General features: G+C 72.0%; 25 protein-coding genes and 3 tRNA genes. 8 read left to right on the top strand and 20 right to left on the bottom strand.

Annotated elements, in window-relative coordinates:
- Positions 1-181: 181 nt before the first annotated feature.
- The gene (locus tag ACFVYN_RS16185) at positions 182-742 is read left to right on the top strand and encodes a CGNR zinc finger domain-containing protein (RefSeq protein ID WP_389998294.1); all 561 of its coding nucleotides are present in this window, start codon (positions 182-184) and stop codon (positions 740-742) included.
- A 78-nt stretch (positions 743-820) separates the two neighbouring features.
- Here ACFVYN_RS16185 and ACFVYN_RS16180 read toward each other — a convergent pair whose 3' ends face one another.
- Together ACFVYN_RS16180 and ACFVYN_RS16175 are read right to left on the bottom strand one after the other, a co-directional pair.
- A complete protein-coding gene (locus ACFVYN_RS16180; RefSeq protein WP_020117509.1) occupies positions 821-973 on the bottom strand; it encodes a hypothetical protein in 153 nt (50 codons plus the stop codon).
- 156 nt (positions 974-1129) lie between these two features.
- A complete protein-coding gene (locus ACFVYN_RS16175; RefSeq protein WP_389998291.1) occupies positions 1130-1591 on the bottom strand; it encodes a hypothetical protein in 462 nt (153 codons plus the stop codon).
- A gap of 224 nt (positions 1592-1815) precedes the next feature.
- Between ACFVYN_RS16175 and ACFVYN_RS16170 the strand changes: the two genes are divergently transcribed.
- On the top strand, positions 1816-2337 hold the full coding sequence (locus ACFVYN_RS16170; RefSeq protein WP_389998288.1) for a DsbA family protein: 522 nt from the start codon (positions 1816-1818) through the stop codon (positions 2335-2337).
- Positions 2338-2368: 31 nt separating this feature from the next.
- Here ACFVYN_RS16170 and ACFVYN_RS16165 read toward each other — a convergent pair whose 3' ends face one another.
- Genes ACFVYN_RS16165 through ACFVYN_RS16155 form a run of 3 tightly spaced genes read right to left on the bottom strand, consistent with a single transcriptional unit; the run spans position 2369 to position 5108 of the window.
- Positions 2369-3196, bottom strand: coding sequence for a GNAT family N-acetyltransferase (locus ACFVYN_RS16165; RefSeq protein ID WP_389998285.1), 828 nt, complete (start codon positions 3194-3196; stop codon positions 2369-2371).
- Positions 3197-3246: 50 nt separating this feature from the next.
- Positions 3247-4068 (bottom strand): aminotransferase class IV, encoded by an 822-nt coding sequence (locus ACFVYN_RS16160; RefSeq protein ID WP_389998282.1) that lies wholly within the window; start codon positions 4066-4068, stop codon positions 3247-3249.
- Positions 4065-5108, bottom strand: a complete 1044-nt coding sequence (locus tag ACFVYN_RS16155) for a chorismate-binding protein (protein WP_389998279.1) — start codon at positions 5106-5108, stop codon at positions 4065-4067. Before ACFVYN_RS16155 ends, ACFVYN_RS16160 begins: the two co-directional genes overlap by 4 nt.
- Positions 5109-5286: 178 nt before the next feature.
- Here ACFVYN_RS16155 and ACFVYN_RS16150 point away from each other — a divergent pair.
- The 3 genes from ACFVYN_RS16150 to ACFVYN_RS16140 all read left to right on the top strand — a co-directional run bounded on the left by ACFVYN_RS16150 (position 5287) and on the right by ACFVYN_RS16140 (position 5648).
- A tRNA-Gly gene (locus ACFVYN_RS16150) sits at positions 5287-5359 on the top strand.
- Positions 5360-5398: 39 nt separating this feature from the next.
- Positions 5399-5472: transfer RNA gene (locus tag ACFVYN_RS16145), tRNA-Cys, on the top strand.
- A gap of 104 nt (positions 5473-5576) precedes the next feature.
- Positions 5577-5648, top strand: a tRNA-Val gene (locus ACFVYN_RS16140).
- Between the two features lie 48 nt (positions 5649-5696).
- Here ACFVYN_RS16140 and ACFVYN_RS16135 read toward each other — a convergent pair.
- From ACFVYN_RS16135 to ACFVYN_RS16120, 4 genes are all read right to left on the bottom strand, one after another.
- Positions 5697-6005 (bottom strand): zf-TFIIB domain-containing protein, encoded by a 309-nt coding sequence (locus tag ACFVYN_RS16135; RefSeq protein WP_389822669.1) that lies wholly within the window; start codon positions 6003-6005, stop codon positions 5697-5699.
- Positions 6006-6085: 80 nt separating this feature from the next.
- Positions 6086-7024, bottom strand: a complete 939-nt coding sequence (locus ACFVYN_RS16130) for an aminoglycoside phosphotransferase family protein (RefSeq protein WP_389998276.1) — start codon at positions 7022-7024, stop codon at positions 6086-6088.
- A 731-nt stretch (positions 7025-7755) separates the two neighbouring features.
- Complete coding sequence (locus tag ACFVYN_RS16125) at positions 7756-7938, bottom strand: hypothetical protein (RefSeq protein ID WP_352390023.1); 183 nt, start codon at positions 7936-7938, stop codon at positions 7756-7758.
- A gap of 196 nt (positions 7939-8134) precedes the next feature.
- The gene (locus ACFVYN_RS16120; protein WP_007380750.1) at positions 8135-8410 is read right to left on the bottom strand and encodes a hypothetical protein; all 276 of its coding nucleotides are present in this window, start codon (positions 8408-8410) and stop codon (positions 8135-8137) included.
- Between the two features lie 196 nt (positions 8411-8606).
- Here ACFVYN_RS16120 and ACFVYN_RS16115 point away from each other — a divergent pair, with 196 nt between their 5' ends.
- The gene (locus ACFVYN_RS16115) at positions 8607-10025 is read left to right on the top strand and encodes a protein kinase (protein ID WP_389998305.1); all 1419 of its coding nucleotides are present in this window, start codon (positions 8607-8609) and stop codon (positions 10023-10025) included.
- A gap of 58 nt (positions 10026-10083) precedes the next feature.
- On the opposite strand, the gene ACFVYN_RS16110 is transcribed toward ACFVYN_RS16115, so the two are convergent.
- The 9 genes from ACFVYN_RS16110 to ACFVYN_RS16070 form a co-directional block, all read right to left on the bottom strand.
- Positions 10084-10902, bottom strand: a complete 819-nt coding sequence (locus tag ACFVYN_RS16110; RefSeq protein ID WP_389998273.1) for a TrmH family RNA methyltransferase — start codon at positions 10900-10902, stop codon at positions 10084-10086.
- Positions 10903-10966: 64 nt separating this feature from the next.
- The gene (cobA, locus tag ACFVYN_RS16105) at positions 10967-12208 is read right to left on the bottom strand and encodes a uroporphyrinogen-III C-methyltransferase (RefSeq protein ID WP_389998271.1); all 1242 of its coding nucleotides are present in this window, start codon (positions 12206-12208) and stop codon (positions 10967-10969) included.
- A gap of 140 nt (positions 12209-12348) precedes the next feature.
- The gene (cobT, locus tag ACFVYN_RS16100) at positions 12349-16125 is read right to left on the bottom strand and encodes a nicotinate-nucleotide--dimethylbenzimidazole phosphoribosyltransferase (RefSeq protein ID WP_389998269.1); all 3777 of its coding nucleotides are present in this window, start codon (positions 16123-16125) and stop codon (positions 12349-12351) included.
- Between the two features lie 376 nt (positions 16126-16501).
- A complete protein-coding gene (gene cbiE, locus ACFVYN_RS16095) occupies positions 16502-17713 on the bottom strand; it encodes a precorrin-6y C5,15-methyltransferase (decarboxylating) subunit CbiE (RefSeq protein ID WP_389998266.1) in 1212 nt (403 codons plus the stop codon).
- A 119-nt stretch (positions 17714-17832) separates the two neighbouring features.
- Positions 17833-18471 carry a GNAT family N-acetyltransferase gene (locus tag ACFVYN_RS16090; RefSeq protein ID WP_389998264.1) on the bottom strand — a complete coding sequence of 213 codons (639 nt, stop codon included), beginning with the start codon at positions 18469-18471 and terminating at the stop codon, positions 17833-17835.
- Positions 18472-18628: 157 nt separating this feature from the next.
- Positions 18629-19459: a MetQ/NlpA family ABC transporter substrate-binding protein gene (locus ACFVYN_RS16085; RefSeq protein ID WP_389998262.1), complete on the bottom strand. Its 831-nt coding sequence runs from the start codon at positions 19457-19459 to the stop codon at positions 18629-18631.
- Positions 19460-19547: 88 nt separating this feature from the next.
- Complete coding sequence (locus ACFVYN_RS16080) at positions 19548-20273, bottom strand: methionine ABC transporter permease (RefSeq protein ID WP_389998259.1); 726 nt, start codon at positions 20271-20273, stop codon at positions 19548-19550.
- Positions 20270-21301 (bottom strand): methionine ABC transporter ATP-binding protein, encoded by a 1032-nt coding sequence (locus tag ACFVYN_RS16075; RefSeq protein ID WP_389998256.1) that lies wholly within the window; start codon positions 21299-21301, stop codon positions 20270-20272. The genes ACFVYN_RS16080 and ACFVYN_RS16075 overlap by 4 nt, the downstream gene beginning before the upstream one ends.
- Positions 21302-21619: 318 nt before the next feature.
- Complete coding sequence (locus ACFVYN_RS16070) at positions 21620-22270, bottom strand: HAD family hydrolase (protein WP_389998253.1); 651 nt, start codon at positions 22268-22270, stop codon at positions 21620-21622.
- A 69-nt stretch (positions 22271-22339) separates the two neighbouring features.
- Between ACFVYN_RS16070 and ACFVYN_RS16065 the strand changes: the two genes are divergently transcribed.
- Together ACFVYN_RS16065 and ACFVYN_RS16060 are read left to right on the top strand one after the other, a co-directional pair.
- Positions 22340-22699: a hypothetical protein gene (locus ACFVYN_RS16065; RefSeq protein WP_389998250.1), complete on the top strand. Its 360-nt coding sequence runs from the start codon at positions 22340-22342 to the stop codon at positions 22697-22699.
- A complete protein-coding gene (locus ACFVYN_RS16060) occupies positions 22680-23114 on the top strand; it encodes a hypothetical protein (RefSeq protein WP_389998247.1) in 435 nt (144 codons plus the stop codon). The genes ACFVYN_RS16065 and ACFVYN_RS16060 overlap by 20 nt, the downstream gene beginning before the upstream one ends.
- A 62-nt stretch (positions 23115-23176) precedes the next feature.
- Here ACFVYN_RS16060 and ACFVYN_RS16055 read toward each other — a convergent pair whose 3' ends face one another.
- Both ACFVYN_RS16055 and ACFVYN_RS16050 read right to left on the bottom strand, forming a co-directional pair.
- On the bottom strand, positions 23177-23674 hold the full coding sequence (locus ACFVYN_RS16055; RefSeq protein ID WP_352390035.1) for a GNAT family N-acetyltransferase: 498 nt from the start codon (positions 23672-23674) through the stop codon (positions 23177-23179).
- A gap of 45 nt (positions 23675-23719) precedes the next feature.
- Entirely contained in the window at positions 23720-24226 is a 507-nt protein-coding gene (locus tag ACFVYN_RS16050; protein WP_389998244.1) for a sigma-70 family RNA polymerase sigma factor, read from the bottom strand.
- Positions 24227-24280: the final 54 nt, after the last annotated feature.

Genomic DNA, 24280 nt, shown 5'->3' with positions numbered 1-24280 from the left:
CCTCTCTTTTGTGGTTTGTGTGGGGGGGGGGGGTGTTTTTTTACCCCCCCCGGGGGGGGGGGCGCCCCCCCCCCCCCCCCGGCGGCGCCTGTCGTGCTGCCCGCCGCCGAGTCCCGGCGAGCCCTTACCATCGGCCAGCATCGGCGGGCGTTCGCCCGACCCCCAGGCCAGGGAGCGAATCGTGCTGATCACCCACGACACCCGGTGCGCGCTCGACACCGTGGTCGATCTGGTGAACACCGCACCGGAGGACGACGCGTCGCCGGACGCGCTGCCGGATGTGGCGGCGCTCGAGGATTTCGTACGAAACCACGAGATCAGTGGTGTCGGGGTGCTCTCGGAGTTCGATCTGTCGGCCGTGCGCAAGATCCGCGGACGGTTCACCTCGGTCTTCGCCGCCCCGGACGCCCGGGTCGCCGCCGCGCTGATCAACGAACTGGTCGCCGCCGCGGGCACCACTCCCCAGCTCACGGACCACGACGGCTACGAGTGGCATGTGCACTACTTCGCGCCGGGCGCCTCCGTCGCCGACCACCTGGCCGCCGACTGCGGGATGGCGCTGGCGTTCTTCGTGGTGGCCGGGGAGCAGGAGCGGCTGCGGCGCTGCGAGGCCCCCGACTGCCGACGGGCCTTCGTCGACCTGTCCCGAAACCGCTCGCGGCGCTACTGCGACAGCCGGACCTGCGGAAACCGTCTGCATGTGGCCGCCTACCGGGCGCGGCGCAAGGAGGCCGCGGGCTGAGGTCCGGGCGAGGCCGGAGGCCGGGCGGGATGTCGGCGTGGGCCCCGGCGGGTGACGCCGGGGACCCACGGGTACGGCTCAGAGCAGCAGCAGGTCGTGCAGCGCAGCCATGAGCAGGAGAGACCCGATCACCGCAAGGAAGATCATCAGCGGTGGCTGGGAAAGGGCGAAGAGGCATCCACGCGGCTCGTCCTGCGGCGGCGCGGTATCGCTCTGTTTCGTGTCCAGCATCTCGCGGCGATGATGGCGCAGTCGGCGCCTCCGCCGCGATCAACACGCCCGAAATGCGCGGGAGTTCGCCGGATTCCGTGATGTCCGTTTCGAGTCGTGATCACTTACGGACCGGCGCTGATCCCACTGCGAGCGTTTCAGTTCACGACGGGAGCGTCATATGCCGTGCTTCTTGAGGATGGCCTCGATGTCGCTGAAGTCGTCCGCGCCGGCCCCGGCGCCCCCACTGGCCCCGGTCCTGCCCGCGGGGCGGGTCGCGGGGGTGCGCGCGGCCGGGCCCAGGGAGGGCGCGGAGGCCGTGGGGGCCACCGCCTCCTGCCGGGCACCACGGGCCGCCGCCCTGCGCTCCTTGCGGGTGCCGCCGCGGCGGCGCTCCACCGCGCGCGTGGTCGAGAAGAGCACCCACGCCAGGCCGAGCACGCCGAAGCCCGCCCAGGCGGTCGGGCTGAAGGCGGTGTCCGCGAGCCAGTCGACGACGCCGGTCATCACCAGGCCGAGCGGGACGAGGGAGTAGGCGGCGATACGGGTCGCCGCGAGGAAACGCTTCCGGTACGCGGTGACCGCCGCGATGCCCAGGCCGGCCGCGGCGACGGCGGAACAGACGGTCTCGGCAATCATCCGGTCCTCCAGGCGGGGCTCGATCGGCTACGTGCCGCTTCGTCCCTGTCCATCCTGCACCTTTCGACCCCCACCGGGCCATGCCCCGGCAGGACATCAGGGACATCTCCGGGTCGCCTCCTCCGCAGGTGCCGGTCGGGGCCGTACCTGTGGGGCAGGCGGACGCCGTCGTGGACGGCCGGGGGCGATTGGGCCGGGTGGGCACCGGCTGGGAGACTGGACCCATGAGCGAGCCCTCCCCTGTCCGTCCCCCCGCACCCGTTCTCGATGTCTGGTGCGAGCTGCAGTGCCCGGACTGCCGTGACGCGCTGGACGATGTCCGGACCCTGCGTGCCCGTTACGGCGACCGCCTGGAGCTGCGGCTGCGGCACTTCCCGCTGGACAAGCACAAGCACTCCTTCGCCGCCGCGCAGGCCGCCGAGGAGGCGCTGGAGCAGGGCAGGGGCTGGGAGTTCGTCGAGGCGGTGCTCGGACGCGTGGAGGAGCTGGACCGTCAGGGAGAACCCTTCCTGGTCGAGGTCGCCCGTGAACTGGGCCTCGACGCCGAGGAGTTCGACACCGCGCTGATCGACGGCCGGCACATCCTGATCGTGGACGCCGACCAGGCCGAGGGCAAGGCGATCGGCGTGAGCGGGACACCGACGTACGTCATCGACGGCGAGCGTCTCGACGGCGGCAAGAGCCGGCAGGGGCTGCTCGAGCGGATCGAGGAGATCGCGGACCGGCTGCTCGGCGGGCAGGAGTGAGCGGCCTCGGGGCGGGTTCCCGCACCCCGCCTCAGATCAGGCTCTTGTACATCGAGTAACCCACCGTCACGTATCCCAGCGACTCGTACAGCCGCTCGGCCGGTGTGTTGCCCGCGAAGACGTTGAGGCCCAGGACCCGTCTGCCGGAGGCGATCGTCTGGGCCTCGGCCAGCAGCATCATGGACCGGCCGTGTCCCCGGCCGCGGAAGGGCTCCTCGGTCTCGACGTCGTAGACGAAGGCCCTGGCGCCGGTGAACTCCAGCCACAGGACACCGACCCGGACCCCGTCGTGCTCCAGCACACTGAACAGCGCGTCCTCGGTCGCGAGGCCGCGCTCCGTCAACCATTCGTTGTCCCTCTCCGACCTCGCCCTCGCCTCGGTCTCGGGCACCCCGCGGTCGGCCCAGTCCCGGGCGTACTCCTCGATGCCGCGCTCCGCCCACGGCCCGAACTCGGCCTCCGTCATGGGCCTGCCCCGGCTGCCCGCGGGCAGTTCGGGCGTGTCGGCACCGAGTGTCTTCTCCATGCCGCGGTTGCGGTGGAGGTAGCCGAGCATGGTGGCGAGCCGCAGCGCGGGCTCGGCGTCGGCGGGGACCCTGATCTCCAGCTGCCCGCAGCCCCAGCCCCGCGCCACCTCCTCGGCGGCGAGCGCGGCGACCGTGCCCCGGCCACGCCTGCGGTCCGGCTCGTCGATCCGCAGGTCCCGGATCTGGGCCACGGCCGACCCGAAGGACGGATGGGTCGCGAGGTGTATCGCCCCGACGGGACGGCTGTTCACGCACACCGTGTAGTGGCGGGACAGCGCCCCGTCGGCGCCGCGCTGGAGCGGCTCGGTCGGCCGCAGGGTGGTGGTCATCACCGGAGTTCTACCCGCTGCCGCGCACCGGAGCAGCCCAATATCCGCGCCCTTTACGGATCGAGGTCGTCCCCGGCCCGCTCCTCGAAGATCCGCAGGGCCTTGGCGGTCACCGGGCCGGGCGCCCCCGGCAGTTCGCGCGCGTCGACGCGGTGGACGGCCTGGACGTCCCGCAGGGTCGAGGTCAGGAAGATCTCGTCGGCCCGCTCCAGGACGTCCAGCGGCAGGTCGGTCTCCCTGGCCCCGGTCCACTCGACGGTCAACGCGCGCGTGATGCCCGCCAGGCAGCCGGAGGCGAGCGGCGGAGTGTGGATCTCGCCGTCGAGCACGACGAAGACGTTCGACCCGGTGCCCTCGCACAGCTGCCCGACCGTGTTCGCGAACAGCGCCTCGGAAGCACCGCCCTCACGCGCGCGTGCGAGTGCCACGACGTTCTCGGCGTACGAGGTGGTCTTGAGCCCGGTGAGAGCGCCACGCTCGTTACGGGTCCACGGCACCGTGATCACGGCCGTGGAGTCGGGGCGCGGGGCGGACTCGCCGAGGGCGACGACCAGCGTCGGCCCGTGCTCGCCCCGGTCGGATCCGAGGGGGCCATGGCCACCGGTGTAGGTGATGCGCAGCCGCCCGAGCGGCATCGGGTTCGCCTCCAGTACGGCGGCGCAGGCGCGGCGGACCTCGTCGTGATCGGGGTCGGGCAGCCCGAGGCCCCGTGCCGACAGCGTCAGCCGGTCGAGATGCCGGGTGAGGGCGAAGGGACGGCCGCCCACCGCCTTGACGGTCTCGAAGATGCCGTCGCCCACGGTCAGCCCGTGGTCGAAGACGGAGACGCGGGCGGTCTCGCTGTCCTGGAGCCCGCCGTCGAGCCAGATCTTCACGTAAAGGTCCCTTCGCTCACGTCGTACGTCCCCGACGCTACCGTGAGCAGCCGGGACGCCTTCAGCTCGGTCTCCCGCCACTCCCCCTCGGGATCGGACCCCCAGGTGATCCCGGCGCCGGTGCCGAAGCGCAGCACTCCCTCGGCGCGGTCGATCCAGAAGGTGCGGATGCCGACGGCCAGCTCCCCGGTACCCCGGTCCGCGTCAACCCAGCCGACGCCTCCGCAGTACGGCCCGCGGGGCGCGGTCTCCAGGGCGTCGATGATCCGCAGGGCGCTGGACTTGGGCGCACCGGTGACCGAGCCGGGCGGGAAGGCGGCGCCGAACAGCTCGGCCCAGCCGGCCCCCGCGCACAGCTCGCCCCGCACGGTCGACACGAGATGGACCAGCCCCGGATGCTTCTCGACGGCACACAGGTCGGGAACGGCGACGCTGCCGGCGACGCAGACCCGCCCCAGGTCGTTCCGCACCAGGTCCACGATCATCACGTTCTCGGCGTAGTCCTTGGCCAGCAGGTCGTCCTCGGTCCGCCCGGTCCCCTTGATCGGCCCCGACTCCACCACCCGCCCCGCCCTGCGCAGGAACAGCTCGGGGGACGCGGTGGCGATCTCCACGCCGTGCCCGGGCAGCCGGATCGTTCCTGCGTACGGCGCCGGGTTGCCCCGGGCCAGCAGCGCGGTCAGCGCGTCCACGTCGGCGTCGGGTACGACGGGCGCCGTCAGGACACGGCAGAGGTTGGCCTGGTAGACCTCGCCGGTGGCGATGAGCGCGCGAATCCGCCGTACGCCCTCGGTGTACGCGGCGCGATCCAGCGACGACGTCCAGTCACCGGCCGCGGGCCCGCGCCACACTCCCGGCCTCGGCGCGGGCACCGGCTCCCGGCGTACGTCGGCGAAGCGGGCGCACGTCAGACCGCCCTCGAAGTCCGCGGCGACGGCCCAGAAGCCGCTGGAGTCCAGGGCCGCGGGGTCGCTGGTGACATCGAGGAGACCGGTGGCGAGGCGGTCGCCGAAACGGGCGAGAGGAGCGAGGTCGAGCACATGGTCGAGTCTATGGCGGGTGTCCTGCGGGTGACCTGGCCATGTCCTTGAAGGCGCTCTGACCATGTACGTCGACATGCGCACCGCAGCACGCTGCGCAAACGCGTTTTTGTGCTGGCCCCGGAATCCGCTAGAGTTCAACTCGTCGCCGGGCCGCGAGAGCGGAACGAAACGACAAGCGGACGTAGCTCAGTTGGTAGAGCGCAACCTTGCCAAGGTTGAGGTCGCCAGTTCGAACCTGGTCGTCCGCTCGATGGAACCAGGGGATCTTCCCGAGCCCCTGCACTCCTGGTGGAGTGGCCGAGAGGCGAGGCAACGGCCTGCAAAGCCGTCTACACGGGTTCAAATCCCGTCTCCACCTCCAAGGACGATTAGCTCAGCGGGAGAGCGCTTCCCTGACACGGAAGAGGTCACTGGTTCAATCCCAGTATCGCGCACGCAGCACGCACGATCTTGATCGTGGTTCCCGCGCGATTAGCTCAGCGGGAGAGCGCTTCCCTGACACGGAAGAGGTCACTGGTTCAATCCCAGTATCGCGCACACACCGAAGCCCCCGGCCCTGCGGCCGGGGGCTTCCTCGTCCCCTGGTCAGCTGGAGAACAGCATGTGGCCGAAGCCGCGGTTGTGGTGGCCGCCGTGATGACCGCCGTGACCGCCGTAGTGACCGCCGCCGTGCTGCGGCGCGCCCCAGGCCGGTGCGCCGGGCTGGGCCGGGTACTGCGGAGCCGCCGGCGGCGGCGGAACGGCAGGGCCGCCGCCCCACTGGCCCTCCAGACGGGTCAGCGCTTCCAGCTCGCCGTAGTCGAGAAAGATCCCGCGGCAGCCGCTGCACTGCTCGATCTGGACACCGTTGCGGTTGTACGTGTGCATCGGGGCGTGGCACTTCGGACACTGCATCGTCGGCTCAACTCCTCGCCGGTCGGTCCTGCTTAGCGTTACGCCAGGACAGACTCTGTCCGGCTCTGGTCGGTTGCACCCTACTTCGCGGAACCGGCCGCCAACTCCGGCGGGGCGGAACCCATTCGGTCACAGGCGTCGACGACCGCCTGCTCCACGTCGTCCAGCGCACGGCCCGCCTCGGTCGCCTTGGCGATCGCCCGGGCGGCGGTCTGCACGGTGAGCGCGCGGGCGGCGACGTCCAGGGCCGGCCAGGGGTCGCCCTCGGCGGGAACAGCGGGGCCCCCGGCCGCCCGGTAGGCGCCGAGGAAGCGGGACCAGTCGTCGGACGGGAGCAGCCCACAGGCGTACCAGGCGGCGGGGCGGGCGAGGTCCCAGGCGGGTTCTCCCACGCCGAGATCGTCGACGTCGATGAGACGCCAGGGTCCGTCGGGAGCGGGGTGGCGGACGAGCTGGCCGAGATGGAGGTCCCCGTGGCACAGGGTCGTGGTGTCGGACATGGGGGTCTCGGCGCGGGCCCAGGGCGGGAGGGTGAGCCAGGCGCGGAGCACGGGCACGGTGTGCCTCCGGCGGCCGGCGGCGAGGAGGCGGGCAACGGCGAGGGCTGCTTTGGCGGGGCCGCGCATGGGGGGCAGGCCGTGCGGGGCGGGAGTGCGGTGGAGGCGGGCGAGGAGGGTGGCGGCGGCTTCCCAGGGGGCGGCGTCGGGGTTCTCCGGGTCCACGGGTTCGCCGTACGGCCAGAAGGTGACGAGCCGGCGGTGCAGGTCGACGGGGGTCCGGCCGAGTGGGGGCAGGAGGATGCCGGGGAGCTGGGCGGCCGCGGTGAGGCGGGGGGCCAGGTCGGCGGGGTCGGTGTCGGGGGCGTGCGCCTTGGCGACGGTGTCCGCGTGGCGGACGACGGTGGCGTCGGGGCGGTCGGCGAGGGTGGCCGCCCCGCAGGGACAGCCCGACGAGGTCCGCGAGTGAGCCTCGACCCTGGCTCTGAGGGTGAGCTCGGCGAGCAGGGGGTGGGGGGTCACGGGGCTCCCTGGGCGGCGGGGGTCTGTCTGCTGGCGAGGGTACGCAGGTCATTTTGGGCGGGGCGCCTGAGGGGGTGCCGTGTCAGGTTGTCGTGCGGGTGCGGGCCGGTGGGGGCTGGTCGCGCAGTTCCCCGCGAGCAGCTGCGCTGGCTTGAGCGGGGCGCCTACGGGGGTGCCGGGTCGGCTTGTCGGGCGGCTGCGGGCCGGTGGGGGCTGGTCGCGCAGTTCCCCGCGCCCCTAGGGAGCTGCAGTCACCCGCGCCAGGACGGACCGCTCGCCCACCCCACGCGCCCCGACGGACCGTTCGCCGGACGGCGCGCCACCACGGGCGGTTGGCCGCGTACGGCGGGAAGGGGACGGGGTGGGGGGTGTCCGCCCGCAGCGGCCGGCGTCCGTTACAGAGCACCACTCAAGAGACCGAGCCGCCGGACCGAGGACGGATACCCCCCACCCCGGCCCCGACCCCAAACACACCGCACGCGCTGCACCCGCCCCCACCGGGGCCGAGCGGGCCGCCGCAGGCATCCAGGGGCGCGGGGAACTGCGCAAAACGCCCGCCCCCACCAACCCGCACCCGCAGACAAACCGGCTCAACCGCCGGAGGCAAACGCAATGCCGGCGCAGCTCCCCAGCTGCGCCGGCATTTTGCCGTCCGCCGCACCCCCGTCCCCACGGGGTTTCATGGGTTGATGTTCCCGCCCGGACCGCTCTTCCGGGCCTGGGGTCGCCGCTCAGCGCCCCAGCATCACTCCCACGGACGACGCCTGTGTGGCCACTGTCTCCCAGCCGTCGAAGACGACGAGGAGCAGGACCGCCAGAGGAAGGGCCATCAGCGTCGCCACCAGCGGGTGGCGACGGCCCGTACGGCGGGGCTGACGTGTGCGGAACAGTGTCCGCGGTGCCGTAAGAGCCATGGTCCCTCTCCTGACCGTTCTGTTGTCGTTGGCAGCGGCGGGTGTCTGACCTCGGGGGACGAGTGCTGCACCCGCCGCTTGACCTCAAATCTAGGCGTCCTGGGCTCCCCGCACGTCATGCCCTCGTACCGATTGCCGGGCCTCCCCGAGGATGAGCCATGACCAGCGGAGTACTCCCATGGGTGGAGACGGGGGCCTAGGTCTCCGGGTCTTCCCGGAGGGGTCGTCCCGTCTGCCCCGCTTTCTCCGAGCTGTCCTCGCGCGGCACCGGCTGCTCCACCAGCGCCAGCACCCGGGTCGCCATGAACCGGGCCGTCCGCACCACCGATCCGTTCCGCGTGACTTCGCTCACTTCCACGACACCTCGTCGCACCGCCGTCTCCACTCGGCGGCCCGCCCTGCTCGCCACCACCTCGTAGGTGCGTGTCGTGTCACCTGCGTCCACGACTATCTCCACGCGATCACCCTTCACGGGTTCAATCCCCCTTCTGCGACGGGTGGTTGGGATCACATCCGAGCCGAAGTCCGCCCGCCCTCCGGCTCCTTGACCACCCCTCAATTCTCCCACCCGGCACTGACAATCCACCGGGCCGAGAGGGCGCGGCCTCTGCGCGCGGCGGCCCGTGGAAACGTAAGCTGTGGCTCGTCACACGGACCGGGCAGCGGGGATGAACATGGCGATGATGCGCCTGAGGCGCGAGGACCCGCGCGTCGTCGGCTCGTTCAGGCTTCACAGACGGCTCGGCGCCGGGGGTATGGGGGTCGTCTACCTGGGCTCCGACCGCAAGGGGCAGCGGGTCGCGCTGAAGGTCATCCGGCCGGATCTGGCCGAGGACCAGGAGTTCCGGTCGCGGTTCGCGCGCGAGGTCTCCGCTGCCCGGCGGATCCGCGGCGGCTGTACCGCCCGGCTCGTCGCGGCCGATCTGGAGGCGGACCGTCCGTGGTTCGCCACCCAGTACGTGCCCGGCCCCTCCCTCCACGACAAGGTCGCCGACGAGGGCGCGCTCGGCGCCGCCGAGGTCGCCTCCATCGGGGCCGCCCTGTCGGAGGGGCTCGTCGCCGTGCACGAGGCGGGGGTGGTGCACCGCGACCTCAAGCCGTCGAACATCCTCCTCTCCCCCAAGGGGCCGCGGATCATCGACTTCGGTATCGCCTGGGCGACCGGAGCCTCCACCCTCACCCACGTCGGCACCGCCGTCGGCTCCCCCGGCTTTCTCGCGCCCGAGCAGGTGCGTGGCGCCGCGGTGACGCCGGCCACGGACGTGTTCTCGCTGGGCGCGACCCTGGCCTACGCCTCGATGGGCGACTCGCCCTTCGGGCACGGCAGTTCCGAGGTGATGCTGTACCGCGTGGTGCACGAGGAGGCCCAGCTGCACGGTGTGCCCGACGCGGTCGCCCCCCTCATCCGGGCGTGTCTGGCGAAGGATCCCGAGGAGCGGCCGAGCACCCTCCAGCTGTCGCTGCGGCTCAAGGAGATCGCGGCCCGCGAGGCGCAGGGTCTGCCGGATCTGCGCCCGCCCTCCCCGCGCGCCGCCGAGGCGGACCGGCCCACCGGCCGCATCGCCGACACCTACCCGGAGCGGACCGCCCAGCGACGTCCCCAGGGGCAGCCGGGCCCGTCCGGCTCCCAGGGGACCCCCCAGTCCCGCGGTTCGGGGCAGGTCCGGGGCCAGCAGGCCCCCGCGCGCGGCGGAGTTCCGTCACGCGGCGGGAGCACCCCGCGCGGCAACGGCGTGCCCTCCTCCCGCCCCGGCCCCCGGCCCACCCCGGCCTCCTCGCGGAACACGACCCGCTCGGGCAGCGGAAGCCGCCCCGCGCCGCGCAGCGGTACCGGGCGCCCGGCCTCCAGGAACACCAAGACGGGGCTGCGCCCCGCGAACCCCCGCCTGCTGCGCCAGCGGCTGTTCGTGTTCGTCGTCGTGACCCTGCTCGTGGCGCTCGGCATCGCCGCGGCCCAGGGCTGCCAGGGGCCGTCGCGCGGACTCGGCGGCGACGACGGCGTCGTACGGGAACAGCGGCAGGGGCAGGTGCACGCGTCGCCGGACCAGGCACAGCCGCCGCGTCCGGGCGGCGACGGCACGGACTGAGGGCGCCATTAACGGGGACCGTCGTAGGCGATGTGCCGGAGCAGGAGGTGACCGGCGATCAGTCCTGCGGGCGTCCCGTGGCCACCGCGTAGAAGGCGACCGCGGCCGCCGCGCCCACGTTGAGGGAGTCGACGCCGTGGGCCATCGGGATGCGGACCCATTCGTCGGCGGCGACCAGGGCCTGGGTGGTCAGGCCGTCGCCCTCGGCGCCGAGCATCAGCGCGACCCGGTCCATCCTGTGCGGGGCGGCCTCGTCGAGGGTCTTGGCCTTCGCGTCCGGGGTGAGGGCGAGGAGGGTGAAGCCGGCCTCGCGGACCGACTCCAGGCCCTTGGGCCAGGTGTCGAGGCGGGCGTAGGGGACGGAGAAGACCGCGCCCATCGAGACCTTGACGCTGCGGCGGTACAGGGGGTCTGCGCAGTCGGGCGACAGCAGCACCGCGTCCATGCCCAGGGCCGCCGCCGAGCGGAAGATCGCGCCGATGTTGGTGTGGTCGTTGACCGACTCCATGACCACCACGCGACGGGCACTCTGGAGCAACTCCGCCGCCGTGGGCAGCGGTTTGCGCTGCATGGAGGCGAGCGCGCCGCGGTGCACGTGGTAGCCGGTGACCTGCTCGGCGAGCTCCGGGCTGACGGCGTAGACGGGGGCGGGGAGTTCGTCGATGACGTCGCGCATGACGTCGACCCACTTCGCGGACAGCAGCATGGAGCGCATCTCGTAGCCCGCGTCCTTCGCCCGGCGGATGACCTTCTCGCCCTCGGCGATGAACAGGCCCTCGGCCGGCTCGCGTTTGCGCCGCAGTTCGACGTCGGTCAGGCCCGTGTAGTCGTGCAGGCGCGGGTCGTCGGGGTCCTCGACGGTGATGAGATCGGCCACAGGGTGATACTGCCTTGTCCTGGGTGCGGTGCCAACGGCTGGGAACGGGTTGTGTTACCCCGGGTTACTCCGAGGGTTCCGAGACCCGCGCTCCGACGGCGACGACCTCGCCGACGACGATGACGGCCGGCGGCTTCACTTCCTCGGCGACCACCACCTCGGCGACCGTCGCCAAAGTGGCGTCGACCCGGCGCTGGGCGGCCGTCGTGCCCTCCTGGACCAGGGCGACCGGGGTGTCGGGCGACTTGCCGTGGGCGACCAGGGTCTCGGCGATCCGGCCGATCTTGTCGACACCCATGAGGATCACGAGGGTGCCGGTGAGCTTGGCGAGCGAGGGCCAGTCGACCAGAGAGCGCTCGTCGTCAGGGGCGACATGGCCGCTGACCACGGTGAACTCGTGGGCGACGCCGCGGTGGGTGACGGGGATGCCGGCCGCGCCGGGCACCGAGATCGAGCTGGAGATGCCGGGGACGACCGTGCAGGGGATGCCGGCCTCGGCGAGGGCCTGCAGTTCCTCCATGCCGCGGCCGAAGACGTAGGGGTCCCCGCCCTTCAGCCGTACCACCGACCTGCCCTGCTTGGCGTGCTCGATCAGGGCGTTGTTGATGGCCTCCTGGGCCATGAAACGGCCGTACGGGATCTTCGCCGCGTCGATGACCTCGACGTGCGGCGGGAGTTCGGCGAGGAGGTCGCGGGGACCGAGGCGGTCGGCGATGACGACGTCGGCCTCGGCGAGGAGGCGCCGGCCGCGAACCGTGATCAGGTCGGGGTCGCCGGGACCGCCGCCGACGAGGGCGACGCCGGGGGTGCGGGTGCGGTGGTGGGGGGCGACGAGGGTGCCGTCGCGCAGGCCCTCCACGACCGCGTCCCGGACGGCCGCCGTGTGCCGGGGGTCGCGGCCCTTGGCGTTCGTCGTGAGCACGGCGACCGTGACGCCCTCGCTGTGGCCCGTCGCCGGGGTCCAGGCGGTGGCGGCGTCGGCGTCGTCAGAGCGGACGCACCAGACGCGGTGGCGCTCGGCCTCGGCGGAGGCCAGGGTGTTGGCCTCCGTGTCGCCGGTGGCGATCAGGGCGTACCAGGCGGCAGCGAGGTCACCCTCCCGGTAGGGCCGCTTCTCCCAAGTGATCTCGCCCGCGTCCGCCATCGCCTCCACCGAGGGGGTGGCCTCGGGGGACACCAGGAGGACGTCCGCGCCCGCCGCGATCAGGGCGGGCAGACGGCGCTGGGCGACCTGACCGCCGCCGAGGACGACGACCCTGCGGCCGGTGAGGCGGAGGCCTACGGGGTAGGCGGGATGTTCGGCCATGAGGTGCGGCTCCTCGTCCTGGCAAAGCGGTGGGTGCTACGGCGCTGGAGCAGCCCTGACGTGCAGATTTTAGAGACGGGTTCAGCGTACGGCCGGGGTGGGGTGCACGCAGGAACGCGTGGCCCACCCCGGTCGCGGGGTCACTTCTCGGTGACGCCCGCCGAGTCGAACGTGGCGACCTCGTGCATGGCCCGCGCCGTGCTCTGCACCAGCGGCAGGGCCAGCAGGGCGCCCGTGCCCTCGCCGAGGCGCAGGTCGAGGTCGACCAGGGGACGCAGGCCCAGCTTGTTCAGGGCGGCCACGTGGCCCGGTTCGGCGCTGCGGTGGCCCGCGATGCAGGCGGCGAGGACCTCCGGGGCGATCGCGCGGGCCACCAGGGCGGCGGCGCCCGCGCTGACGCCGTCGAGGATGACCGGGGTGCGCAGGGACGCGCCGCCCAGCAGCAGACCGACCATCGCAGCGTGCTCGAAGCCGCCGATCGCCGCCAGGACGCCGATCGGGTCGGCGGGGTCCGGCTGGTGGAGTTCGAGCGCGCGACGGACGACCTCGGTCTTGCGGGCCAGCGTCTCGTCGTTGATGCCGGTGCCGCGGCCGGTGACCTCGGCGGCGTCGGCGCCCGTGAAGACGGAGATCAGGGCGGCGGACGCGGTGGTGTTCGCGATGCCCATCTCGCCGGTGAGGAGCGCCTTGTTGCCGGCCGCGACCAGGTCACGGGCGGTCTCGATGCCGACCTCGATGGCCTGCTTGGCCTCCTCGCGGGACATCGCGGGGCCGGTGGTCATGTCGGACGTACCGGCACGGACCTTGCGGGGCAACAGACCGGGCGTGGCCGGGAGTTCGGACGCCACGCCGACATCCACCACACACACCTCGGCGCCCACCTGAGCGGCGAAGGCATTGCAAACGGCCCCGCCGCCGAGGAAGTTGGCGACCATCTGGGCGGTCACCTCCTGCGGCCAGGGGGTGACGCCCTGGGCGTGCACGCCGTGGTCACCGGCGAAGATCGCGACGGCCGCGGGCTCCGGGATGGGCGGCGGGCACTGCCGGGAGAGCCCGCACAGCTGGGCGGAGATGATCTCCAGCATGCCGAGTGCGCCGGCCGGTTTGGTCATCCGCTTCTGCCGCTCCCAGGCCTCGCCGAGCGCCTTGGCGTCCAGCGGGCGGATCTGGGCGACGGTCTCGCCGAGCAGGTCGTGCGGCTCCTCGCCGGGCAGCGCGCGGCGGCCGTACGTCTCCTCGTGCACGACCCAGGACAGCGGGCGGCGCTTGGACCAGCCGGCCTGCATCAGCTCGGGCTCGTCCGGGAACTCGTCGACGTACCCGACGCACAGGTAGGCGATGACCTCCAGGTGCTCGGGCAGGCCGAGGGCGCGGACCATCTCGCGCTCGTCGAAGAAGCTGACCCAGCCGACGCCGAGGCCCTCGGCGCGGGCGGCGAGCCAGAGGTTCTCCACGGCGAGCGCGGCGGAGTACGGGGCCATCTGCGGCTGGGTGTGCCGGCCGAGGGTGTGCCGGCCGCCACGGGTGGGGTCGGCGGTGACGACGATGTTCACCGGGGTCTCGAGGATGGCCTCGATCTTCAGTTCCTTGAACTGCTTGGCCCGGCCCTTGGGCAGCGACGTGGCATACGCCTCCCGCTGGCGCTGGGCCAGGTCCTGCATCGCGGCGCGGGTCTCGGCGGAGCGGATGACGACGAAGTCCCACGGCTGCGAGTGGCCGACGGAGGGCGCGGTGTGGGCGGCCTCCAGGACCCGGAGCAGCACCTCGTGCGGGATCGGGTCGCTGCGGAAGCCGTTGCGGATGTCGCGGCGCTCCCGCATGACCTTGAGCACGGCCTCGCGCTCGGCGTCCTCGTACGCGGGCGCGGCGGGGCCCGTGGACCGTCGTACTTCTGCCACGGGGGCGGTGCTCACTTCTTGCTGGTCTTCCTGGTCTTCCTGGTCTTCCTGGTCTTGCTGGTCTTCCTGGTCATCCTGATCGGCCGCCAGGGTGTCCAGGTCGTCGGCCTGCTGGGCGAGTTGGAGATCACCGCCCGCCTCACTCGGGGTGGGGAGCGACAGGGGGTGCGGCGGGGTCGGCGCGAGGTGCGGGGTGGTCGGCACCGAGCCGTCCACCGGCACGAACTCCCCCAGCAGCTCGCCGAGTCGGGGTTCCGGAGGAACTCCTGCGGGCAGGACGACGGGGACCTCGAACGGGGGCTGCGCGCCGGGGAGTTCGGCCGCGAGCGGCTGAGGTGCCGGCGTCTGCGGACCCTGCGGCGCCTGGTCCGGGGTCGGCTGCGCGGCGGGCTCCGCCGGCTGTACGTCGGTGTCGGCCGCGTCCGCCGCGAAGGGCTCCGGCTCCTCCTGGACGAAGTGGGGCGTCTGCGGGTCCCCGGCGGGCTCCTGCTCAGGCGCGGGCTGCTCGGCCGGGAGTGGCCCGGGGGCCTCGGCGGCGAAGTCGTCCTCCACGGGTGCGGGAAGGTCCTCGGCCGGTGCGGCGACGGCATCCACGGGCTGCGGAACCTGCGGAGTCACGGCTTCGGGGGCGTCCGGGGTGGGCGCGGCGACGGCTTCCTCGGTGAGGGGTGCGGGTTCCGGAACGGCCACGGTTTCCTGTGCCGCGTCCGCTTCCTGTGCCGCGTCCACTTCCTGTGCCGGGGCCGCTTCCTGGACCGCGTCCGCCTCTGAGGCAAGGGCCACGTCCTCGACCGCCACCGCATCCGGGACGATCGCATCCGGGACGACGGCAGCTGTCGCCTCCTGTACCTCAGCACCCCACTCGGCTCCGGCGTCCACCGCCGCAGCGGGGACCTCCACGACGGGCACGGGCGCGGGCGCGGGCATCGGCACCTGCTCGGCCGCAGCCTCCACATCGGCTTCACCGATCACCGGCGCGATTTCAGCGACGTCGGCAGTATCCGGGGCGACGACCTCGTACTCTGCGGCGACGGCGGGACCGGGGCCCGGGACCTGCTCGGCCTCGTCCGCCTCCGCAGCGACGGCAGTGTCCACGGTGTCAGCGGTGTCGGTGCCAAGCGTCGGGGCGACCGCGTCGGGCGCGGGTCCCGCGGGCAGGACCTGGTCCGCGGGCACCTCCGCATCGGCAACAGGCGCGGGCTGAACCTCGTAGGGCAAGGAGCCGTCCACCGGCACCTGCCCCCCGCTCACCTCGACGCCACCGACCGCAGCCGGCTCGTCCTCCACGGGCTGGACCTCGTCAGCCCCGGAAGCGTCAGCCCCGGAAGCGTCGGCCCCAGAACCGTCGGCCCCGGAACCGTCGGCCTCGGGGGCCGGTACGGCATCCGGTACCGGAACCACGGGGACCTCGTACCCGGCGACCTCCGCCTCGGGGGCGAGGTCGGCCGCCGGTTCCGGCGCCGGAACAACCGTTTCGGCAGCCGGGGCCACCGTGCTCACCGGTGCCTGGACGGCCGCCTGGGCCGGGGCACCCCACGGGACCGCGCCCTGCGGCTGCGGGGCGTCGTAGTACTCGGGGCCGGGAGTGGCCGCGGCCGGCTGCCGTACCGGTGCGCCCGCGGGGCCGCGGTCGGCGAGGGAGCGGACCGGGCTCGCGGAGGCGTCGGGGATCGGCGGACCGAGGTGCAGCGGCCGACGGGGCGTGATGGGCGGGATCGGCACCGAAGGTGCCTGGAACTGGGGCGTACGGACGGCGCTGAGGTCGTGCGCTCCGCTGTCGCGGCCGGACATCTCGTGCGGGCCCGGCTCGTGGACGGTCTCGACGACCGGTTCCGGGGCGGGTGGGGCGACCTCGTTGCCCCAGGGGCTCTGGGCGCCCGGCAGCAGCAACAGGTCTTCGTCCTCGGCGGTGATCTCGGAGAGGTAGGTGTACGCACCCGGCGCGGGGACGCCCGGCTGTTCCACCATGCCTGCGTTCTCCGGCAGTCCCTCGCCCGGGACCTGGCCGGTGTCGGTCATGCGTACCCCTCGCCCATCGGTTAGTGCTTCTACGACCAGCTCACCGGGGACGGCGCACCGACCGCCCCCGTGGTGAAGAACGAGCGTGCGTGCCCAGCGGCACGAACGGCCCGCCGAGAAAGACGACAAAGCCATTAACTGGCATTGTCCCGGCCGTTCCCCCGTCGCGACAGGTTGATCCGCGACAGCCCGCTGTGGACTGCGCCACGTTGCGCGTCCTCCGGTTCTGCCGTACCACACCCACCCCAAAACGGGCGCGCTTTCCGGACATTGATGAACGAATGCCGGGCCACCGGGTGCGGTACAACGGTCGGCCAGCCTACCGCGCGCAGTACGACAACAGGATCACGGGGACGGCGGACGACGACCGGCGGCGTCAGACCGTACGGTCCGGGAGCACCCCGCTGAGCAGGAACGCGACGCTCCGCTCCGTCTCCGTCCAGGCCCGGGTGTCGAGTTCGACGGACTGGAGGAGGGCGCACTCGACGCGGTAGCCGTGTTCGCTGAGGTCCCGGCCGACGAGTTCGGCCTCGTCGCGGGTGGCCGCGTGGGCGACGATGCGCTGCGGACGCCGGTCGGCGACCGCGGAGACCACGGCCACTCCCCCGCCGCCGACGCGGACGACGTCCGGTTCGGGAAGGTTCTCCAGGACGTGCGGGGCGGTGCCCGCGACGATCTGGACCTGGACCCCGAAGGCGCGGGCGTTGGCCTCGGTGCGCTCGCAGGCCCTCAGGTCGCGGTCGACGGCGATGACGGCGGCCCCGGCCAGGGCGGCCTCGGTGGCGAAGGCGCCGCTGCCGCAGCCGATGTCCCACACGAGGTCGCCGACGCGCGGTCCCAGCCGGGCGAGTTGGGCCCCGCGGAGCGGTTCCAGTTCGCCCTCGCCCATGAGGCCGCCGTAGGACTCGGCGGGCAGGGTCCAGCCACGCGGCGCGGCGGCCGGGTCGCGGCCCGCGATCCAGCCGCCGTCCTCCGTCACGGCCGCGGTGCCGCCGATGACGATGACGAGGTTGGGATCGCGCCAGGTGTGGTCGGCGGCCTTGTCGGAGGTGACGACGGTGACCTGTTCGCGGTCGGTGCCCAGTTCCTCGCAGATGACGAAGGTGCGGTGGACGCCCTCCATGAGCAGGCCGAGTTCGGCGGGTCCGGCGCCGGGTGAGGTGAGGACCGCGACCTTGGTGTGGGCCCGGCATACGTTCACCGCGCGTCGCAGGGTGCGCCGGTGTGCGACGACCACCTGTGCGTCGTCCCAGGCCATACCGGCCCGCGCGAAGGCGGCGGCGACCGAGGACACGCCGGGGACGACCTCGACCTCCAGGCCGAACTCGGGTGCGCGCAGGGTGCGTACGACTCCGAAGAACCCGGGGTCGCCGTCGGCGAGCACGACCGCGCTGCCGCGGTGGCCGGTGATGCGGCGGGCGGCGAGGGCGACGCTGCCGAGGCGGATGCGTTCGGCGGCGGGCGGTACCTCGGGGAGTGCCAGGTGGTGGGCGGCGCCCGCGACCAGCGTGGCGGCGCCGAGGGCGGAGCGTGCCGCGGCGGTCAGCGGCGAGCCGTCCCAGCCGATCACCGTGACGCGGTCGGCCATCGTCTCTCAGTCTCCAGAGGTGTGCGCAGGTTGTCGTCGGTGGGCAGCCCGCGGGCGGCTTGGTGAGGGTACCCGCTGCGCCCCGGAAGCGCTTTCACCGCCCTGGGTCCGGATCCGGTTCAGTTCCAGTCGGAGTACGTCGTGAAGCCGTCCGTGTCGGCCAGTTGGTCGCCCGCGCCGTCGAGGTCCTCGGGCAGCAGGCTCCACACGATGAAGTCGGTGCGGACGTCGCTCCAGGTCCCGTCGTCGGCGCGGACGTGCGCTATACAGGCGCCGCGCAGGACACCTTCGCTGATACAGCCGATCTTCTGGGCGACCTGCTGGGAGGCGGTGTTGTCGGCCGCGGTGCGCAGCTCGATCCGCTCGAACTTCTGGTCGGTGAACAGCCACTGGGCGGTGGCGAGCGCGGCCTCGGAGGCGTAGCCCTCGCCGCGGGCCCAGGGGGCGATGATGTACGACAACTCCGTGGAGCGGACGTGCCAGTTGGTCTTGGCGAGCTGGACGACGCCGACCAGGCGCTGGGTGAGGAACTCCGTGACGGCGAAGGCGATTCCGCGACCGGTCTCCCGTTCGGCCGGCGCGTACCGCGTGATCCAGCCGCGCGCCTGCTCCTCGCTGTAGGGCTGGGGTACGTCGGTCCAGGCCCCGACCTGCTCGTCGTTCATCATCTCGGCCAGCGCGGGCACGTCGTCCTCGTCGAGGGGGCGCAGCACCAACCGCTCCGTGCTGATGGAGATGTTGGGGAAGGTGCCAGTCATGCGCCACTCCGTAGCCGTCGGAAAACCAGCAGGGCCTGCTGAACTGCCCAGCATGCAGCATGAAAGCACCGAACCGCATCACGGGGCCCACACATGGTGAGCGAGTGGACCCCGTGCGTGGCGATACGTCGTATACGCGTCGGTGGCCCTACGCCTTTCAGAAGGACGGGATGACGGAACCGGCGTACTTGTCCTGGATGAACTTCTTGACCTCGGGGGAGGTGAGCAGCTTGGCGAGCTTCTTCACGCGCGGGTCGTCCTGGTTGCCGTCCTTGACCGCGAGGAAGTTGCCGTAGGGGCTGTTCTTCGCGGACTCCAGGACGAGGGCGTCCTTGGCCGGCTTGAGGTCGGCGGAGATGGCGTAGTTGCCGTTGACGACCGCCGCGTCCACGTCGTCGAGGGAGCGCACGGTCTGGGCCGCCTCGACCTCCTTGAACTTGAGGTTCTTCGGGTTCTTGGTGATGTCCTGCGGGGTCGCCTCGCTGCCGGCGCCGTCCTTCAGCGTGATCAGCCCGTTGGCGGCGAGCAGCTTCAGGGAGCGGGCCTCGTTGACGGCGTCGTTCGGGACGGCGACGGTCGCGCCGCTCTTCAGGGCGTCGACGCTCTTGACCTTGTGGGAGTAGAGGCCGAGCGGCTCCAGATGCACCGTGACGACGGGCACGATGTGCGTGCCGCGCTTCTTGTTGAAGTCGTCGAGGTAGGGCTGGTTCTGGAAGTAGTTGGCGTCCACCGAGCCGTCCTCGGTCGCCGTGTTCGGCACGATGTAGTCCTGGAACTCCTTGACCTCCAGGTCGAGGCCCGCCTTCTTCGCCAGGTGCTCCTTGACGTAGTTCAGGATCTCGGCGTGCGGGGTGGGGCTCGCGGCCACGACCAGGGGTCCGCTGGTGTCGGAGGCGGAGTCCGAGCCGGACGAACCGCAGGCACTGAGCCCGAAGGTGAGCGCTCCGGCGGCGAGGACGGCAGTGGTGAGCTTTGCGGTGTTACGCACGAAAAGTGCCTTTCCTTTTGGGTGCAGCGATCCCGTGTTCGGGTGCACGGGAAAAATGGGGGCGCCCTCAGACGGGCTCGGGGGTGTCTCAGACGGTCTTGGTGTCCGCCGTGGCCGCCTTCAGCAGCCGCAGCTTCGGCGCGGGGCCGGAGCGTCCGCCGCGCCTGTGCAGCGAGCGGGCCGCGTAGTCGCCGGCGAACTGGATGAGCGAGATGACGACGGCGAGGATCGCGACGGTGATCCACATCAGCTGGGTCTCGAAGCGCTGGTAGCCGTAGCGGATCGCGATGTCACCGAGGCCGCCGGCGCCGACCGTGCCGGCCATCGCGGAGTACCCGATGAGGGCGACGATCGTGGTGGTGGTGCTGGCGATCAGCGAGGGCAGGGCCTCGGGGACGAGGACCTTGCGGACGATGGTCCAGGTGTTGCCGCCCATCGACTGCACGGCCTCGACCAGACCGCCGTCCACTTCGCGGACAGCCGTCTCGACCAGGCGCGCGAAGAACGGGATGGCACCGATGGCGAGCGGCACGATGGCGGCCTCGCGGCCGATGGTCGTCCCGGTGATCGTGCGGGTGAAGCCCATCAGCGCGACCATCAGGATGATGAACGGCATCGAGCGGGCCACGTTCACCACCTGCCCGATGACCTTGTTCGCGACGACGTTCTGGAGGAGCCCGCCCCGGTCGGTGAGGACGAGCAGCACACCGAGGGGCAGACCGCCCACGACGGCGATGACCGTGGACCAGCCGACCATGTAGAGGGTGTCCCAACACGCCTGCTCCAGCAGGGGCTCCATCTCGGACCAGGTCACTTGGCACCTTCCTTCACCAGCTGGTGCTCGCCGACGACTTCGATCTGCAGGCCCTTTTCGCGCAGGAAGCCGACGGGCACGACGTTGTCCTCGTAGCGGCCGGGCAGTTCGATGCGCATCCGGCCGACCTGGAGGCCGCCGACGGTGTCGATGGCGGCACCGAGGATCGATATGTCGATGTTGTAGGTGCGCGACAGCTGGGAGATGACGGGCTGGGTGGCCGCCTCGCCCTGGAAGGTGACGTCGAGGACGGTCCGGTCCTCGCCGGTGGCCTCGCCGCCGACGGGGAAGAGCGCGGAGGCCAGTTCGGAGCCGGGGGTCGCGAGCAGTTCGCTGACGGTGCCGGACTCGACGATGCGGCCGTTCTCCATCAGGGCGGCCGAGTCGCAGATCGACTTCACGACGTCCATCTCGTGGGTGATGAGCAGGACGGTGAGACCGAGCTGCCGGTTCAGGTCGCGCAGCAGCTGGAGGATCGAGCGGGTGGTCTCGGGGTCGAGGGCGCTGGTGGCCTCGTCGGACAGGAGCACCTTGGGGTCGCCGGCCAGGGCGCGGGCGATGCCGACGCGCTGCTTCTGGCCGCCGGAGAGCTGGGCCGGGTAGGCGTTCGCCTTGTCGGCGAGTCCGACGAGGTCAAGGAGCTCGAGTGCCTTGCGGGAGCGCTCCTTGCCGGAGGTGCCGAGGATTTCGAGCGGCAGCTCGACGTTGTCCCGGACCGTGCGGGTGGACAGCAGGTTGAAGTGCTGGAAGACCATGCCGATACGGCTGCGCGCCTGCCGCAGCTCCTTGCCGGCGCGCGGACCGCGGCCCACGAGGGCGGTGAGGTCCTGCCCGTCGACGGTCACGGTGCCGGCGGTGGGGCGCTCCAGCAGGTTGACGCAGCGGATGAGTGAGGACTTGCCGGCGCCGGACTGGCCGATGACGCCGTACACCTCGCCTTCGCGGACGTGCAGATCGACGCCGTCCAGGGCGGTGACCTCACGGCCGCGCGAGCGGTAGACCTTGGTCAGGCCTGTTGTCGTGATCACTGGGGTTCCGTCACTGTCGAGTACCCGGGCGTGGGTGTGCCCTGGTACGGGAAGAAGTCGTGCGCGGGCACATGGGTCACGTACGGCGTTCACGGCGTACGGACGTGCCGGGGCGGCTCGCTTCGGGGCGCGAGTCTCAAGGGGTGGTGCGGGGGCCCTCTAACAGGCGCACATTCGACACATACAACGAGCACCGGGCGTCGTGGTCGCCTCGGTCGCAACAGTGCGGCAGCTCGTCGTGGTCATGCGATCAGTAAAGCAGACGTATGCGGGCGGCCAAGAACCCGCTGTCCGCATGACGGACAGCGGTGGACAGGTTCAGGACCGGACGGAGATCTCCACGTTCCGGGCGGTCACCAGTGCCGACAGGGCCGACAGGTTCTCGACCACCAAGTCGGCGTCGAGCTCGTGTGCCTGATGGGTTGTGGTCAACGCCACGGTGGTCATACCGGCGGCGCGGCCGGCGCGCAGGCCGGCGGGGGCGTCCTCGAAGACGACACAGCGGGCCGGGTCCACGCCGAGTTCACGGGCGGCGAGCAGATAGGGCTCGGGGTCCGGCTTGCCGCGGGTGACGTCGTCGGCGGCGACCAGCGTCTTGGGGAGGATGCCGACCGCCGCGAGACGGGCCTCGGCGAGCCGGCGGGTGGCCGAGGTGACGACGGCCCAGCGGTCGGCGGGCAGGGAGTCCAGGAAGGCCGTGGTTCCGGGCAGCAGATGAACACCGCCGTTGGGCACGTCCTCCACCTCCAGTTGCTCGATCCGCGCGAGGGCCGTCGGCACGACGTCGGCGGGCAGCAGCTCGGCGGCTATGTCCGCGGCCGTGCGTCCGTGGAGTTCGACCCGTGCGAACTCCTCCGCGGTGATGCCGAACTCCTCGGCCCAGCGCGTCCAGCAGCGGTGGACGGATTCGAGGGAGGAGACGAGGGTTCCGTCGTTGTCGAACAGGAGGGCTTCGGCATGGATCTTCATGTCCTCGACCCTACGGTGCGGTGCGGGGGCGGCCGCATCAGGTCTTTTGGACCGTAATAGGCTCGCCGCATGTTTGATGCCCTGACGCTGGTGACCGGCGTCGCCGCGCTGCTGCTGGCCGCCTGGTGCGGCTGGGCCGCCTACCGTGATCAGCCGACCAAGGACTGGCACTTCATCGGGATGGCCGTGGTGTCGGTGCTGGCGCTGGTCCAGCTGGTGATCGGGATCGTGCAGCTGGCGCGGGGCGAGAAGCCGGAGCAGGGGACGACGATCTTCGTCGCCTATCTGCTGGGGGCGTTCGCGTGCGTGCCCGCGGCGGGGTTAATGTCGCTCGCGGAGCGGACGCGGTGGGGATCGGTGACGGTTGCCGCCGGCGGTGTGGTGCTGGCCGTCCTGGAGGTGCGGCTCTATGACATCTGGGGAAGCTGACGTGAGCGGTGGCCGGCGGCGGCTGACCAGTGGGCCGGGGACGCTGCTGGTGTGGTTGTACGGGGTGATGGTCGTGGGGGCGGTGTCTCGATCCGCGTACCAGATCTCCACGGAATTCGATCGGGCGCCGCTCGCGTACTCACTGTCAGCGGTGGCCGGGGTGGTGTACGGATTCATCACGTACACGCTGGTGCGCGGCGGGGAGACAGCTCGCAAAGTGGCGCTCGCGTGCTGTGGGGCTGAACTGGTGGGTGTGCTGACCGTTGGCATGTGGACGCTGATCGAGCCCTCTGCGTTTCCGGACGCCACCGTGTGGTCGGACTTCGGGATGGGGTACGTGTTCATCCCCGTGCTCTTGCCGCTTTCTGCCATTTACTGGTTGCGGAAGGGTGCGCCCAAGGGGGATGCCGCCTGAGGTCTTCGGGCGGCATCCGGTCCGTCGTGGCTGATCACGCAGTTCCTCGCGCCCCTAAAGACTCATGCGGTTGCCGCATATGTGCCGGCCGGCTTCTCCAGGACGATCATCGGGACTCCGTCCGCGCCCTCCGACGTGCCCACCGTCTGGTAGCCGACCTTGCGGTAGAGGCGGAGGTTGCCCTCGCTGCGGTGGCCGGTGAAGAGGCGGAAGCTGGTGGCGCCTCGTTCGTCCGCCAGGGCGGCCTCGGCCGCCCGGAGGAGGCGGGCCCCGATGCCGTGGCCCTGGAGGCGTGGGTGGACGCAGAGCTTGCCGATGGCGGCCGAGCCGTCCTCGGTGACGCGGCCGCGGACCGAGCCGACCACCTCGTCTCCCAGGCGGGCCACGAAGACACAGTCCGAGGTCACCTCCGCGCGGACCGAGTCCAGGCTCTGGACGAGCGGATCGATGCGGTAGTTGCCGTACAGCGCCGCCTCACTCTGGAAGCACAGGTACTGCAGCCTGAAGATCTGCTCCGCGTCCTGCTCGGCCGCCGCAGAGATGGTCACGCTCATGCCCATGTGCGCACGCCTCCCGCTCACCTGATCGCCTGTTGTCCCCCACTCCTATCCCCGCACCCGGCGGGTCGCAACCTCCGGTGGGAGCAATCGCCGAAGACATCCCAGACATCTGGAACGTTCCGGACCCAGACTGCCCTGTGAGATACCCAACTCCCCCGCGATCTCCCGGTAGGTGAGGTCCCTCGGGGAGAGGAGGGCCGCCATGAGCGAGGGGCAGCGGCCGGGCAGCCGGCGCACCGCGTCGTGCAGGGCCCGGCGCCGGGCGGCGGCGAGGGTGAGCTGTTCGGGGGTGCGGTCGTCGTCGGCCGCGGGCTCGGTGTCGTAGGGCCGTTCGAGGCGGGTCGTACGACGGCTGCGGCGGGACTCGGAGCGGACGGCGCGGCGGAGCCAGCCGGTCGGGTCGAGGGGCGGGCCCTGCGTCTCCAGGTGCTCCAGGAGGCGGAGCCAGACCGCCTGCTCCAGATCGGCCGGTTCCGTACCGGAGGCATGTGCCTCCGCGGAGGCCTCGGCGGTGAGCAGCGGGCGCAGGGCGGTGACCAAGTCGTGCGTCATATGCGGTATGACACGGCCGCCCGGGCTCTGGGTTGCCCGGGCGGCGGCAAGTCA

Origin of the sequence: Streptomyces sp. NPDC058307 (genome assembly GCF_042880295.1) — a bacterium.
Lineage (GTDB): Bacteria > Actinomycetota > Actinomycetes > Streptomycetales > Streptomycetaceae > Streptomyces.
The sequence above is the reverse complement of the archived record's forward strand: the minus strand, read 5'-3'. Positions and strand labels throughout refer to the sequence as shown.

Bases quoted from the DNA above. Each gene is read 5' to 3' on its own strand.
- ACFVYN_RS16180 (WP_020117509.1), bottom strand. From the start codon at position 973: ATGCTGGACACGAAACAGAGCGATACCGCGCCGCCGCAGGACGAGCCG.
- ACFVYN_RS16175 (WP_389998291.1), bottom strand. From the start codon at position 1,591: ATGATTGCCGAGACCGTCTGTTCCGCCGTCGCCGCGGCCGGCCTGGGC.
- ACFVYN_RS16170 (WP_389998288.1), top strand. From the start codon at position 1,816: ATGAGCGAGCCCTCCCCTGTCCGTCCCCCCGCACCCGTTCTCGATGTC.
- ACFVYN_RS16135 (WP_389822669.1), bottom strand. From the start codon at position 6,005: ATGCAGTGTCCGAAGTGCCACGCCCCGATGCACACGTACAACCGCAAC.
- ACFVYN_RS16125 (WP_352390023.1), bottom strand. From the start codon at position 7,938: ATGGCTCTTACGGCACCGCGGACACTGTTCCGCACACGTCAGCCCCGC.
- ACFVYN_RS16115 (WP_389998305.1), top strand. From the start codon at position 8,607: ATGAACATGGCGATGATGCGCCTGAGGCGCGAGGACCCGCGCGTCGTC.
- cobA (WP_389998271.1), bottom strand. From the start codon at position 12,208: ATGGCCGAACATCCCGCCTACCCCGTAGGCCTCCGCCTCACCGGCCGC.
- cobT (WP_389998269.1), bottom strand. From the start codon at position 16,125: ATGACCGACACCGGCCAGGTCCCGGGCGAGGGACTGCCGGAGAACGCA.
- cbiE (WP_389998266.1), bottom strand. From the start codon at position 17,713: ATGGCCGACCGCGTCACGGTGATCGGCTGGGACGGCTCGCCGCTGACC.
- ACFVYN_RS16090 (WP_389998264.1), bottom strand. From the start codon at position 18,471: ATGACTGGCACCTTCCCCAACATCTCCATCAGCACGGAGCGGTTGGTG.
- ACFVYN_RS16070 (WP_389998253.1), bottom strand. From the start codon at position 22,270: ATGAAGATCCATGCCGAAGCCCTCCTGTTCGACAACGACGGAACCCTC.
- ACFVYN_RS16065 (WP_389998250.1), top strand. From the start codon at position 22,340: ATGTTTGATGCCCTGACGCTGGTGACCGGCGTCGCCGCGCTGCTGCTG.
- ACFVYN_RS16060 (WP_389998247.1), top strand. From the start codon at position 22,680: ATGACATCTGGGGAAGCTGACGTGAGCGGTGGCCGGCGGCGGCTGACC.
- ACFVYN_RS16055 (WP_352390035.1), bottom strand. From the start codon at position 23,674: ATGGGCATGAGCGTGACCATCTCTGCGGCGGCCGAGCAGGACGCGGAG.
- ACFVYN_RS16050 (WP_389998244.1), bottom strand. From the start codon at position 24,226: ATGACGCACGACTTGGTCACCGCCCTGCGCCCGCTGCTCACCGCCGAG.